Genomic DNA, 14,188 nt, shown 5'->3' on the forward strand with positions numbered 1-14,188 from the left:
TTGATTTAAAATCTTCTTACAGTTACCATGCAGGTTTCAGACGCTCAGCAACTTCCTGTTGAGTTTCAGCAGCACCCTGATAGTCTGAACCTGTATGACAAGCAAAGGTATATAAAGGAGAAAGTAACCGATAGAAAACTTGTCGATGAAATCAGCGGCAACCAAACCCTTATTGATGAGGAAATTGCCTAACACGAAAAAAGCGACCCCCGGACATATGGCCGCATAGGTCACAACGCTTTTACCTCCACCACCGATAAACTCCTTGAAATACCCCAGTTGCTTCATAACGGTGTAACCGAGCATGCCGAACAAGACCTGAACAGCGATAAGCACACTGAAAACAATAACATGAAACCATGGATGAATCTCCATACCGAAGTTATGAACCAGCCCCATGGAAACTCTGTTCACAGTAATACCGAGAATAGTCAGAATAGGTATGACAATCCAGAGAGATACCGAAGCCTCGTAGTTGACTCCATTGGAAAGCATGGAACGAAACCCCAGCACAATCTTTATCACACCGAAAGTAACGGCTATCGCAGCAAAAAACGATGCAAGAATGATTCCGAGTCCGGAAGAGATCACATTATGGCTCATTGCCGCAGCAGCTGACATCCCCACTCCTACCATCGAGAAAGCAAATACCGACAACATCTGGCTCAAGCTGTTGTTTCGTTCGCAATCAAAATTACCATAAGCGATGACCCTCGAGAAAAATACAAGAAAAATCACTCCGGCATACCCCCCGACCAGTAAAAACCCCAACATGGCAAACGGAAAAAGATACTCGACCACACTCCAAAGCCCGGGGACAAACACTGCGCCGAGAATGAACATGACGTTAATCGCCATAGCGTATGTCAAGGGAATAGCCATAAGCTGTACCTCGGCATCCGAGCTTTTGAGTCTATCAAAAGCTTCGTTTCCCCTGAACATGTTGTACTCCTTGATATTCCACAACAAAAGACGATAGTGTTGAAAAGCATACCAAAGGATACCCGCACAACTTACAGCAATAAGTGTAACAACCGCAGGACCGCCCGCAACCAAAGCAGCCTGAATATCTTCGAATACCGGAATCGGACGGCCTTCATGGTTGACCATGAACATCAGGAACATGAAAAAGCTCACTGCGATCCCACCGCTTCCGAGAGAAGCGAGAAAATACAAAGGAGAGTACTCCGCCCCGAGATTTTTTCTCATAGTCATGCCTTTACTTACCGTCTTTGATTTATCATGTCATTTCTTGGATATAAGTTTCAGTATTCTCTCCATATTCTCTGAATCATGCTCGTTCAAGCATTCTTTCAAGCTGCTATTCAACATGAGAGAGTAGGTTTTATCCAACGCAGCCTTTGCAGCCTGAAACTGCACGATAACCTTTTCACACTGTTCCCGTTGCTCTATCATCCTGACAAGCCCCTGAATCTGCCCATCGACCTTTTTCAACCTCAAGATTATATTGTCCATCTGCTCCAACCTTAATTTTTCATGAGTGCGCCATATACCTATACGGGGTATGGGTATATAGTGCATATTTTTTCTCTCTTTCACAAACAGAAAAATCAGCGGCATTGCCGGAAAGCAGGAAGAACCTGTCAAATGGTTGACACCATCGCGGAACTGTTGAAGAAGTCAGAACGTTAATCAGTTTTTTAAACTATAAAGAACGCACAGTTCACATGGATCTGCCCGAGTTCAGCTGCTTGCCCGACACGAGCAGCTTGTTTGCAAAACAACTACGAGCAGCTTTTTGAGGCTTGTACCGTCGACAACTGTACCAAGCCGCAACAGTAATACAAGTTCACAGATTAGATTTTTGTACCACCATGGAAGTTATCGGAAAAAGTAAGGCGCACGTTATGCTGGATTCCTGCCTACCAGAGTCTGCCGCCTATTTCTCGGACCACATACGGATTCTCAAATGCAATCCCTACTGTAAAAACATCGAATACCTCCCCGAAAGAGACATATATCAATGGACATTCACGGCAAATGATCCCCGAAACCATCCAATTACAGCTCTTTTTTTTGTCAAGCAAGACTTAGAACACCTTACTCCTGAAAGCAAGCTCTTGGAGCAATACGTCAATTCCGCAAACGTGGTGATAGATAAAGAAAGGGGCGGAAAGCTCATCCGATGGAGCGCCGCTGAAGATATTCCCGAAGTAAACATTGCCGAAAGCAATACGTTCATCGGAACCGCCGGCGCTGAAATATGCTTACTGCACCATACAGATCACAAAACATCTGTTCATTATGACACCAGTATCACTTTGGACTTCAAAGTACCGTTCCCGTTAAACATGATGCCTGAAGTAGTGCTCAAGTTTCTGACCGAGACCGTCATGTCGCAAATCATGCAACAAGCAACGGAAAGCATGCTATGCAGGGTGCAATCCGATATTTGCTGTATCGATGCAGCTATTGCTGCAGAAGGAAGGTCAAGATAGCTTTTTTCTGTGGCGAGCCTCGATAAAAAATCCAGAGAAATAAACCAAAAAATAACCGCAGACAATAACCACAAGAAATATCTGACGATCAATCGTCGTTGGCAGCTGATTGGAATTCCATATCAGAAAAACCAGAACTGCCCACAATCCCCCCATTAAAAACATGGCTTTGTTCCACAAGCCCTTAAAACTACCATTCAACATGATGATCACAGGTTTTAAACAGGTTATACGCGCACAAACACAAGGTCCCGGCCAACGGCTAAATCATACCGCCCGCCTTTAAACGCCTTTCGTTGAGCTTTTCAAGAATAATTCTGACAAGATACTGTAAAGCATTGACCACATAGGTGAAATAAGCAAGAAATGCTTCCCAGATGAGAACGTTTTCCGAATATCCCATATAAGCCATAACAAAATACAAGAGATGGAAAAATGCAGCTACAGTACTGCCAACGTCTTCCCACAAAAATTCCTTACCATAAATCCAGGTATCAAAAATTTCTTTTTCAAAATACGCACCGGTGACGAGCAAAAGCCCGAAAAGGAGCGTCTTGAAAAGAATCGCGATGCTTACCCAGTAAAAACTGAAAATCTGATCATTCTGTGCATAAAGAAAAGTCAAAATCACACCGATCAAAAACACAAAAAACTGGATCGGCGCTAAAATGAGCTGTATATCCGTCCATACGGAAGCATTGCGCTTTTCAAGTTGTTCCGGAGTGTAACGAGGCATAGTAGGTAAATCTTGAAGGCCGTTAAGAAGCTTGGGAAAACATCGCAAAAATCAGTTCCATCTATGAGCCATGAATATATTAACCTAAATCGATTGTTTCAAATTACCTGCGCCTTTAGGGTTCTCCATACTTTTATTCTGCTCATTTTCTCCCGCAAATCGCCCCTCGAACATTGTTTTTATCCTTTCATTTTTGCTATATAAAGATTAAGCAAGTCTGTATTCGACCGAGCAGGCTTCTATTCAGCATGCGTCCAAGTGCAACCGGCAAGCACTTATACAGAGGAACTACACCAGACCAAAATTCTGTTTTTTCAAGCGAATGTTTATTTCAACAGGTTCTTCGGATACATCAGTAAAATCCTTCAAAATCCTGTTGGTGGCGCCAAAAGGCAAAAAGGACTCCAAGTCAAATCAGAAACCACTTTTTCATATGGCCCTCGGGGTCCTCGTCAGCATCACGCCACCAAAACATGAAATCGACATCATCGATGAGCATTTTGGTGATACAGTCGACTATGATGCTGACTATGATCTTGTTGGCATTACAGCACGTACAATAGATGCTACCAGAGCATATGAAATAGCCGACAACTTCAGAAAGAAAGGCAAGACAGTAATCCTGGGCGGTATTCATACTTCATTCAATCCTGATGAGGCCAGCCAGCACGCAGATACCATTGTCTGCGGCGAAGCCGAGAACATGTGGGGCACTATACTGAACGATCTCGAACATCATCGCTTGAAACCTTACTACAACGCAAAGGATTTTCCACCTGTCAAAGAAATCGTTCCTCTCGACTACAAAAGAATAGCCAAAGCATCACTCCGGGAAAAAGTCGATACGACAAAATCCATTCCTATCTACATCACCAGAGGATGCCCCTATAACTGTTCATTCTGTGTTACTCCGAATTTTACGGGAAAACTCTACCGAAGACAGAAGCCCGAAGACCTCAAAGCGCAGATAGAAGATGCCAAAGAAGCTTTTTTCAAGAAAAACGGAACTTCATCGAAACCCTGGTTCATGTTGTGCGATGAAAACCTGGGTATCAATAAAAAACGACTCTGGCAGGCCCTTGACATGATCAAGGAATGCAATATCATGTTCAGTGTTTTCTTAAGCATGAACTTTCTCGAAGATGAAGAAACAGTAAAAAAACTTGTCGATGCAGGTTGTTTCATGGCACTGGTGGGGATAGAATCGATCAAACAGAGCAATCTCGAAGCTTACAACAAGTCTCATGTCAACACACCTGAGAAAATTATCGAAATCATCGATCAATGCCGGAAAGCAGGACTTAACGTGCAGGGTAATTTCCTCATCAATCCTAGCCTCGACAATTATGATGACATGAACGATCTTGTAGACTTTATCAGCAGGAACAATATATTCATGCCGATCATGCAGATCATCACGCCATATCCTGGCACAAGCATGTATAAAGAATACAAAGAAAAGGGACTGATTACCGATGAAGACTGGGAAAAATACAATGCAATAAACGTCGTGATCCGCTCACCTCATTACAACTCGGTTGAATTTCAGTACCGGTTTATGCAGACCTATTATAAAGCCTATTCGTGGAAAAACATCATCAACAGAATTACACACAACCCTCACCCACTCATGGGTTTTGTCACCAGTTTTGCGTTCAGAAAAAACCTTCATGAACTCTTGGAAACTTTTGAAAGCGAACATGGACTCAAACGTTCTAACAAACTAAATCTTTACTAAAGAAACTCTCTACAATGGAATTCATTACCGAATATACCACGATTATTGCACCCGCAATATTCTTCGTTGGTGGCATCTTTATTGTCATGCTTCTCAACAAGTTCATCGGAAAACAAAAAACGCAGGACAGCAATAATTGAAACAGGAAAAAAGCTGTGATTTTGTATTTGCGTAGCTCTTGAAAATGTTTTAATTTTCAAAAAAATAATCCGTTGCCGGTCATCCTGTCGTTCTTCTTGCAGGTTACTGGCAAGAGAATGAAGGCAAACAATTTTTTCGCGTTTCTTCTTATTCAACTCAAAACATCACACATTATGTCAAACGGATCAAGCAATGATTTAGCAGGTGCAATTTCCGGTCTTGTAGACACTGTAGCAAAACTCGGCCAGCAGCAGATTGAAGTCCTCAACAACGGACTCAAGAGCGTATCTGATATGGTAGGCCCTCTTGGCAAGACCATGACAGATATGGTAGGCAACATGGCCAGTACCCTTAATCAGGTATTGCAGAATGTCTCTTCAACCATCGGTGGCGGATCGAAGTAAGAGCTTTTTTCCATTACTTTTTGTCCAGCACCTTATGCAATTTTGTATAAGGTGCTTTTTTTTATAGCAACGGCAGAGCGATCATGCCTCCTGAAAAACATCACCTTGAACTATATTTTTCTGACCTGGAGCTCAGGAAACTCCGGATTGAGCAAGTTGCCGGTGACGCATCAAGCCGGGAGTATTTCAGGGTTTTCTCCCCCGAGAAAACCTGGATACTCTGTATTGACCCCGACTTCGGTTCTTTTCCCTCGGCTCACTATCCGTTTCTGGAAATACAGCGCTTGCTCACAAGAAATTCCGTGCCCGTACCGAAGGTTATCGGAAGCCGTAAATCAGACTCATCAATCCTGATCGAAGATTGCGGCAATATCCTGCTCCAGGACATGATATCTGCAGACCCGTTCCGAAACGCTCAGCTTTACACAAAAAGCATCGATTGCATGACTCGCCTGCAGTCAATCAAGGGAAAGCAGGACAAGCTGCCCTTCAATCGGTCGTTCGATCCGGAAAAACTGATGTTCGAATTTGATTTTTTCATCACATATGCTATCGAAAAACCTCGTTTCACCAGACTTCAAACCCTGGAGCTCTCAACGCTGCGAAAGGAATTCAGGAAAATCTCTGAAACACTGTTCAGGAAAGAACATTTCGTGCTCAACCACCGGGACTACCACAGCAGAAACATCCTTGTCTCAAAAGACAATCTTGTGCTTATCGATTTTCAGGATGCAAGAATGGGCCTGCCACAATACGATGCAGTATCGCTGTTAAAAGATTCTTATGTTACGCTTGACGAACAATTTGTTTCCGATATGCAGCACTACCACTATCGACTACTCCGGGCAAACAGGCTTACTGCCATGGATTACGATGAATATCTTTATTTATTCGATCTGATGGCATTTCAAAGAAACGTAAAAGCGCTCGGCACATTTTTCCATCAGGCATACGTTCTCGAAAAAAAAGAATTCGAGCAGTACATAACCCCTACGCTCGCTTACCTCCCCGGTTATATCAGCAGACAACCCGAATTAGCAACGGCCGGTGAGATAATTTTAAATACACTGATGCAACCGTAACCATGAAAGCGTTTATACTGGCTGCAGGGTTCGGCTCACGCCTCCACCCCATTACAAACTCCATCCCCAAGCCCCTCATCCCGATTCTTAACCTTCCCGCCATTTGTTATACTCTCACCCTTTTGAAAGAAGCCGAAATCGAAACGGTAATCTGTAACGTCCATCATCATGCAGAACATATCCGCCGCTTCTTTTCCGATAACAATAATTTCGGGATAGACATGCATATTTCGGAGGAAACTACCATTCTCGGAACCGGAGGGGGGCTAAAACGATGTGAAACGCTGCTTGATGATGAACCCTTTGTTTTAATCAACAGCGACATCATTGCTGATTTCAGCCTGCGCTCGTTAATCGACGCCCATGCATCTTCGGGCAACGCAGGAACGCTCATGCTGTTCGAAACCACCGAAGCAAAAACAATCGGTGACGTCGGCATAAATGAAGAACAAATCAGGGATTTCAGAAACATGCGAAAAACCGGCCTACGCTCCGATTGCATCTACGCAGGAGCGGCCATTCTCGATCCGTCGATATTCCACCACCTTACCATGGAATTTTCAAGTATCGTCGATACGGGTTTCACCGGCCTTATCGAACGCGAAAGCCTCGGCTACTTTCGCCATGAAGGATTTTGGCAGGACATAGGAACACCGCAAAGCTTCTGGCAGGCCAATATCAAAAACCGGAGCAACATTCTTGGGATCGCTCAACGAATAGGCCGGCAAATTGGTATCGAACCGCATATGCTCTCTTCACAGGCTGTCATTGCAGATAATGCAACGGTTCATGAATCGATAATCGGCAGAAATTGCCATATTGAAGACGGCGCGACGGTAAAAGATTCCGTAATCCTCCCAGGGACAACCATCCCGAAAAATGCCAAGCTTGATCGGGTAATAGCTTTTCCACAAGGTATGCTTTCTCTGGAGTGAGTAATTTTACCTATACTACCGACTGGACAGGATACATACTGGACTTCTTGTTCTTCAGCTATTCTTGCATTCCGATTATCCGACAATCATGAACATATGGCCTGACAGTTCAACAAAACACTATGCCGTTCCTTAGATGATACAAACAGGTCTCGACATACTCCTCCAGGACACCAGCCGTCTGAAAAACCGCAACATCGGCCTGATCACAAACCAGACATCGGTTACCCATGATCTGCACTACTCATGGCATGAGTTGCAAAAAAAGGGCTTCCCCCCGAAAAAAATCTTTTCTCCCGAACACGGTCTCTTCTCGACGGAACAGGATCAGATAGCCGTCACCACGCAGCCTGATACCGGCTCTGAGATAATCAGTCTCTACGGTGATTCCGCAGAGACACTTTTACCGGATGAAAGTGTTTTGCAGAATATCGATCTGGTTATTTTCGATATTCAGGATATCGGTTCGCGTTATTACACCTACATCAATACTCTCGCACTTTTCATGGAAAGCGTAAACGGCCGTGACATTGAAATTCTCGTTCTCGACCGGCCGAATCCTCTGGGAGGACAAAACATCGAAGGCCCACTGCCATCCGGCGATTATCGTTCATTCGTCGGCATACTACCGGTTCCCCCCCGTCACGGGATGACAGCAGGAGAACTCGCCAGGCTGTATTTCGATCACAAAAAACTCGACTTGAACCTTGACGTCATCCCGATCCATGGCTGGAAACGCTCATCGCATTTCTCGCAAACCGGATACCCATGGATAGTCCCTTCACCGAACATGCCAACATGGGAAACCGCTCTGGTTTACCCTGGAATGTGTCTGTTCGAAGGCCTGAACGTCTCGGAAGGACGAGGCACGACAACACCATTCCTCCATTTCGGCGCACCTTTCATCGAACCTGAAGCCGTTGCGGAAAATATCATGAACCTCGAACTTGAAGGAGTACTTTTCCGCCCAACCTACTTCAAGCCATCATTTCACAAGTACCAAAACGGTATTGTAGGAGGATTGTTCCTCCATGTGACCGACAAAGAACTCTTCCGACCATTTCTGACAGGAGTAGCCCTCACAAAAGTGATCCACGACCTGTATGCTGAAAAACTTCGTTTTATCCGGGAGGTTTACGAATTCAACGACCTTCACCCGGCATTCGACCTGCTATGCGGCAGCAGCAGCATCAGAACAATGATCGAAGACGGTCAATCCATCGAAAAAATCAAAACATCGTGGCAAGAGGACGAAAGGAAGTTTATCACCCACAAACAGGCCTATCACCTTTATGAATAAACCGCTGAATCATGGGCACCTCTATAAATTGTCGCGAGCAGCATGAGTACGAGGCGAACGGAGCACAGATACCGGAATGTACATAGGGTACATGAGGATTTCGAGCACCGATCGACGAAGTAATCATGATGCGTAGCAAATTAATAGAGGTGCCCTTATGTATTCCTTCCACCGAGCTAAATGAATAACCGTGCACACTCTTGACCTGACTATTATTATTTGCTTCCTTCTGGCCATGGCAGGCTACGGCATATGGCAGGGTCAAAGCAACCAAACAAAAGATGACTACTTTCTCGGAGGGCGTAACTTGCCATGGATAGTTGCAATGTTCTCCATCGTAGCTACCGAAACATCGGTACTCACGTTTGTAAGTGTCCCCGGTATAGCCTTCCGTGGTGACTGGGCCTTTCTACAGCTTGCACTTGGCTATATTTTCGGCCGAATGCTGGTCAGTGCCGTTCTTCTACCCGTCTATTTCCGTGAAGGGGTGGACTCCATTTACGAGGTAATCGGCAAACGTTTCGGCCAAAATATGCAGAAACTCGCATCAGTGGTTTTCCTTGTAACCAGAATCCTCGCCGATGGTGTGAGGTTTCTTGCTACAGCGGTCGTAGTAGAAGTGATTACCGGATGGCCTCTCAGTGTCTCGGTGCTGATTATCGGTATCGTCACACTGGTCTATACGCTTGCCGGCGGTATACGAACAATCGTATGGATCGACAGCATCCAGTTTATCCTCTATCTTTTCGGGGGTATCATGACGATCGTATTCATCACGGCAAACCTCTCTGTCGGGTTTCCGGAAGCATTGGTACATCTTGCCAATGAGCAAAAGCTACAAATCATCAACTTCGACTGGCACATTTTTTCGGAACCCTGGGCATTTTTCAGTGCTTTTACCGGCGGTATTCTGCTGTCACTCGGTTCACACGGAGTGGATTACATGCTGGTACAGCGCGTTCTTGGTTGCAAAAACCTGAACGCTGCAAGAAAAGCCATGATCGGAAGCGGTATTTTCGTTTTCCTGCAATTCACGGTATTCCTCCTCGCCGGTTCACTGATCTATCTCTTCATCGGAGATATGCAGGTTGAAAAAGACCGGGAGTTTGCGTTCTTCATTGTCAACCACCTTCCTGTCGGGCTTAAAGGCCTGTTGCTGGCGGGGGTTCTTTCAGCCGCGATGTCCACGCTCAGCTCCTCGATCAACTCCCTCGCCTCATCGACAGTCACCGACCTGCTTGGCGGTAACGCTTCACTGAACCGTTCGAGGCTGATAAGCCTTGGATGGGCAACAGTGCTTATCGGCATCGCACTGGTTTTTGATGAAAGCGACAATGCCATTATAGTGCTGGGACTCAAAATTGCCTCGTACACCTATGGAGGACTGATCGGCTTGTTTCTCCTCTCCGGCAGCAATAGACATTTTCATCCTCTCAGCCTTACCCTCGGCTTTCTTACCGGCATTTTGGCTGTTGTCATAATGGAATACATGGGAGTTGCGTGGACCTGGTACATCATGTTTTCTGCAACGGTTAACATCACTGCAACATGGACTGTCGACAAAGCCGTGAGACTGTTTACAGCTACCGACGGATTTCATGGAAAGGCAAAATAAAAGCTTTGCTTATCAGTCATTATTTCTCTAATTTCTTGGAAACATATTAATAGAGCATCCAATTTTTAACTGGAAACAAGTATGAACAAGAATTCAGGAGCTTTTGTCAACGGGGCGGAAGCATATGGAAGATTCCTTGAAGTTTTCATCGATGGTCACTGGTGGGTTGTAGGGGATGCGTTGGAAAATATCGGTAAAACCACGAAGAGACTGGGCGCGAATGCATATCCTTACCTCTATGGCAATGCCGGTTCATCAGGACTCAGAGGATCGTCCCCTGAAGTTTCTGGCTACGCAAAGCCTGAAAAATTCATCGATAAACGCTTCAAAGATTAGATTCTGCAGGATGTCATAAAGGGATTAAAGGCTGCCCAATGGGCGAACAAAGCAGTTTTCCTGTTTTTGCAAACATCCTAATAGAAATTTAGCTGAATACAACAACGCAATAAGCCACCGTCACAGGTGGCTTATTTTTGTTGCTGTTTTTTCATTCTTCCAGCCCCTTGCTTTTCATGAGCATTTCGAGTACCACTCACTCCATGATAACGTTAGAAGCAGGAGCTACATCACCTGCGGGCACGACGCTGACATTCCTGTTTCCATCCTGAAAGGATAGACACATACCCACAACATCTTTTCAACCTGTTAGAAACCTTTTGGAAAAGAGAGGAGTTTTATTCGGAGGAGTTTTATCCGCGAAGAGAGTCCCGCCAACCAACCTTTTTCACGCATGCAAGACATCATGTCATCATGGGAACGGCACTGCCTCGATGGAACCCCCATCTACGTCAGCACCACCACGTCAAACTGGTTTGTCCCCGACAAAGAAGGTGACATGACTCTGCAAGACATGCAGAAAGAAAAAGGCGTGCTTCCCACGGCAGAGCAACGGTATTTTCTATCACGGCTCCCTGAAAGCAGAACGCAGACCTACCGGGGCCGTGCTGGCATGCTGAATCTCTCGAGCATAAGGGAACTGTGGTTTCATGTCACCAATCGCTGCAACATGGCATGCACACACTGCCTGTTTTCATCTTCACCTGGCGATAAGGGAGAATTGTCGCCAGAAGACATCGCTACCCATGCCGAAGCAGCGTACAGGCTTGGCTGCAGACTTTTCGCGCTGACTGGCGGGGAACCGTTTGTTCATCCCGACATCGACAGCATCATTATAAACCTGCTTTCTCATGAAAATGCTCATGTTGTAGTACTCACCAATGGGGTTTCGATCCGCCGTCATATTGAACGCATACCATCTTCCCTGCTTGAACGTCTGCATCTTCAAATCAGTCTCGATGGAATGGAGACAAACCATGACCGCCTTCGCGGTAGAGGAGCCTTTGCACGACTTGGTGAAACTCTCGACTGGCTTAAAGAGCGATCCGTGCCGTACACGCTTTCCATGTGCGTCACCAGGCAGAATATTATGGATATGACCGATTTTGTCGAATATGCAGCAGAAGCCGGTGCTGGAAATATCCATTTCATGTGGTATTTCGTCCGTGGCAGAGGAAAAGGAGAAGGCTTCATCGACCCTGACACTATTTTTGATAACCTGAAAAAAGCCGTGCAAAAGGCGGAATCACTCGATCTACGAATAGACAACATCGAATCACTCAAAACCCGCATTTTCGCTCCTCCCGGCACCATTCACGACGGCAGTACAGCCGGCTGGGAATCAATGGCTGTAGGCCCGGACAACAAACTGTACCCTTCAGCTGCGCTTATAGGTGTTCCTGAACTTGCAACACCACTTGACAAAGGCCTGTCCGATGCCTGGCAAAAAAGCCAGATCCTTGAAAAAGTCCGCCATGCATCGATCGTCGACAAGCTTTCCCCGATGCGCTACATCCTTGGGGGAGGAGATATTGATCACAGCTATATCCATGGTAGAACCTTTTCGGGCAACGACCCTTATCTTCCACTCCATGAAAAAACCGCTCTCTGGCTTATCACCCGAATGGTTCCTGCAGGAAATACCCGGCAAAAAAAACCATCCATCCGGCTCCAGATGGGAGAAATCCTTGAAAGTTGCGGCGCTCATGGAAATATAGCGCTGGTTCACTCGAACTGCTTGCTTGCCGCGGCATCGGAAAACAGTCTCACTTCGATTCAGGAATTCTACAAGGATGCCGTAGGTGACGCAAATCCGGATATACTCAACCCTGTCGGTTATGATACCGGGCTTGTCAGCCATATCCCACCGGAGTACCGCTTCCGCGGCTACGGTTGCGGCAGTCCGGTCATCGATGCAGGAATTTCAGAAGGAGAAACCGTTGTAGACCTCGGGTGCGGGAGCGGTGTTGAATGCTTTATCGCTGCACGATTGGCTGGAAAAAAGGGGTCGGTAACAGGTATCGACATGCTGGACCCCATGCTTGATTTGGCAAAAAAAGCGCAAAAACAAGTCAGCGCCAACCTCGGTTACAACACCCTCGGATTCCGCAAAGGCTACCTCGAAGACCTTCCGATGGAAACGGCTTCTGCCGATGTCGTTCTTTCCAATTGCGTCATGAACCTTTCGGTGAACAAACGTCGTTCCTACTCGGAGATCTTCCGGATACTCCGTCCCGGAGGCAGGCTGGTTATTTCGGATGTTGTCTGTGAAACGGAGCCCGATGCCTCAATACGCAACGACGAAACCCTGCGGGGGGAGTGTATCGCCGGAGCACTGACGGAATCACATCTGATGGGACTTCTCGAGGAAACCGGTTTTGAACAGATACACCTCATAAAACGCTTCCCTTACCGGGTCGTTCGGAAACATTCTTTTTTTTCACTGACCTACAGCGCGTGTAAACCACCTGCCCCGGAAACCGTTCAAGCCATGTACCGGGGGCCGCTTCCTGAAATCCGTACTGAAAACAACACCCTCATGCCGAGAGGCAAAAAAGTAACTATCGATCGGCATCAGGCAGAAGCGCTTGGGGAAACCGTATTCGTATTCGACAATAACGGGTACGTCACCAATATAGAGGCGGAAAACTGCTGTTCATGCTATACAGCACCCGAAGAGCACAGCGGTAACGGTACAGCTGCATCATCGAACAGCACAGCAGCAATCAAACATTCCGCCGACTGTATGGTTTGCGGCTCTTCTCTCCAGTACGCCGATAAGGAAGAACAACAGGTATGCACATACTGCGGGCAGCTGTTCCAGTCTGCAGTCAGCTGCACCGAAGGACATTATGTCTGTGATGCCTGCCATGCAGAAGATGCGCTTGACGTCATCACTCACCTCTGTCTCACCTCGAAGGAAACCGATATGCTCCGCCTTTTCGAACAGATAAGATGCCACCCAGCCATTCCGGTTCACGGTCCAGAGCACCATGCAATGGTGCCGGGCATCATACTTTCGACATATCGTAATCTCGGGGGAAATATTCTCGATATGAATATCTCGAGCGGTATCAGCCGGGGTAAAACCATAGCAGGCGGATCATGCGGTTTTATGGGCATATGCGGCGCCGCTACAGGAATCGGAATCGCATTCAGCATCATGTTACAAGCCAATCCCGTAAAACCGGAACAGAGAAAAACCGTCCAACAGGTAACTGCTGCCGTGCTTGAAGAAATCGCACGGCTTGAAGCTGCACGCTGTTGTCAGCGGGACTGTTGGATTGCGATCAAAAAAGCGGCAGAACTTTCTGTGCACCTGCTGGATATACCGCTGATGGCATCCTATACGATACCCTGTAACCAGCAGCATCTCAACAATGAATGTTTCGGAAAAGCATGCCCGATCATTTCTCAACAACAAACTTTCGCCTGAAACCGC

The 14,188-nt window shown here is 46.3% G+C and carries 12 protein-coding genes; 9 read left to right on the plus strand and 3 right to left on the minus strand.

Annotated elements, in window-relative coordinates; translation table 11 throughout:
* Positions 1-36 precede the first annotated feature (36 nt).
* Entirely contained in the window at positions 37-1,209 is a 1,173-nt protein-coding gene (locus CR164_RS05585; RefSeq protein ID WP_110022938.1) for a TsoY family (seleno)protein, read from the minus strand.
* A gap of 36 nt (positions 1,210-1,245) precedes the next feature.
* Positions 1,246-1,476 carry a metal-sensitive transcriptional regulator gene (locus tag CR164_RS05590; RefSeq protein WP_110023058.1) on the minus strand — a complete coding sequence of 77 codons (231 nt, stop codon included), beginning with the start codon at positions 1,474-1,476 and terminating at the stop codon, positions 1,246-1,248.
* A gap of 392 nt (positions 1,477-1,868) precedes the next feature.
* Here CR164_RS05590 and CR164_RS05595 point away from each other — a divergent pair, with 392 nt between their 5' ends.
* Positions 1,869-2,459, plus strand: a complete 591-nt coding sequence (locus CR164_RS05595) for a DUF1997 domain-containing protein (protein WP_322113409.1) — start codon at positions 1,869-1,871, stop codon at positions 2,457-2,459.
* Positions 2,460-2,721: 262 nt separating this feature from the next.
* Here CR164_RS05595 and bchF read toward each other — a convergent pair whose 3' ends face one another.
* Positions 2,722-3,195, minus strand: a complete 474-nt coding sequence (gene bchF, locus CR164_RS05605; protein WP_110022941.1) for a 2-vinyl bacteriochlorophyllide hydratase — start codon at positions 3,193-3,195, stop codon at positions 2,722-2,724.
* A gap of 322 nt (positions 3,196-3,517) precedes the next feature.
* On the opposite strand from bchF, the gene CR164_RS05610 reads away from it, so the two are divergent.
* The 8 genes from CR164_RS05610 (at position 3,518) to CR164_RS05645 (ending at position 14,182) form a co-directional block, all read left to right on the plus strand.
* Positions 3,518-4,933, plus strand: a complete 1,416-nt coding sequence (locus CR164_RS05610; RefSeq protein WP_110022942.1) for a B12-binding domain-containing radical SAM protein — start codon at positions 3,518-3,520, stop codon at positions 4,931-4,933.
* A gap of 314 nt (positions 4,934-5,247) precedes the next feature.
* On the plus strand, positions 5,248-5,478 hold the full coding sequence (locus CR164_RS05615; protein WP_110023059.1) for a chlorosome envelope protein B: 231 nt from the start codon (positions 5,248-5,250) through the stop codon (positions 5,476-5,478).
* A gap of 83 nt (positions 5,479-5,561) precedes the next feature.
* Positions 5,562-6,560: an aminoglycoside phosphotransferase family protein gene (locus CR164_RS05620; RefSeq protein WP_110022943.1), complete on the plus strand. Its 999-nt coding sequence runs from the start codon at positions 5,562-5,564 to the stop codon at positions 6,558-6,560.
* A 2-nt stretch (positions 6,561-6,562) separates the two neighbouring features.
* Entirely contained in the window at positions 6,563-7,495 is a 933-nt protein-coding gene (locus CR164_RS05625; protein ID WP_110022944.1) for a nucleotidyltransferase family protein, read from the plus strand.
* Between the two features lie 136 nt (positions 7,496-7,631).
* Positions 7,632-8,795, plus strand: coding sequence for an exo-beta-N-acetylmuramidase NamZ family protein (locus CR164_RS05630; protein WP_110022945.1), 1,164 nt, complete (start codon positions 7,632-7,634; stop codon positions 8,793-8,795).
* 190 nt (positions 8,796-8,985) lie between these two features.
* On the plus strand, positions 8,986-10,410 hold the full coding sequence (locus CR164_RS05635) for a sodium:solute symporter (protein WP_110022946.1): 1,425 nt from the start codon (positions 8,986-8,988) through the stop codon (positions 10,408-10,410).
* Positions 10,411-10,491: 81 nt separating this feature from the next.
* Positions 10,492-10,746 (plus strand): bacteriochlorophyll c-binding family protein, encoded by a 255-nt coding sequence (locus CR164_RS05640; RefSeq protein ID WP_110022947.1) that lies wholly within the window; start codon positions 10,492-10,494, stop codon positions 10,744-10,746.
* Between the two features lie 406 nt (positions 10,747-11,152).
* A complete protein-coding gene (locus tag CR164_RS05645) occupies positions 11,153-14,182 on the plus strand; it encodes a DUF5714 domain-containing protein (protein WP_239994468.1) in 3,030 nt (1,009 codons plus the stop codon).
* Positions 14,183-14,188: the final 6 nt, after the last annotated feature.

Source organism: Prosthecochloris marina (genome assembly GCF_003182595.1).
GTDB lineage: Bacteria > Bacteroidota > Chlorobiia > Chlorobiales > Chlorobiaceae > Prosthecochloris > Prosthecochloris marina.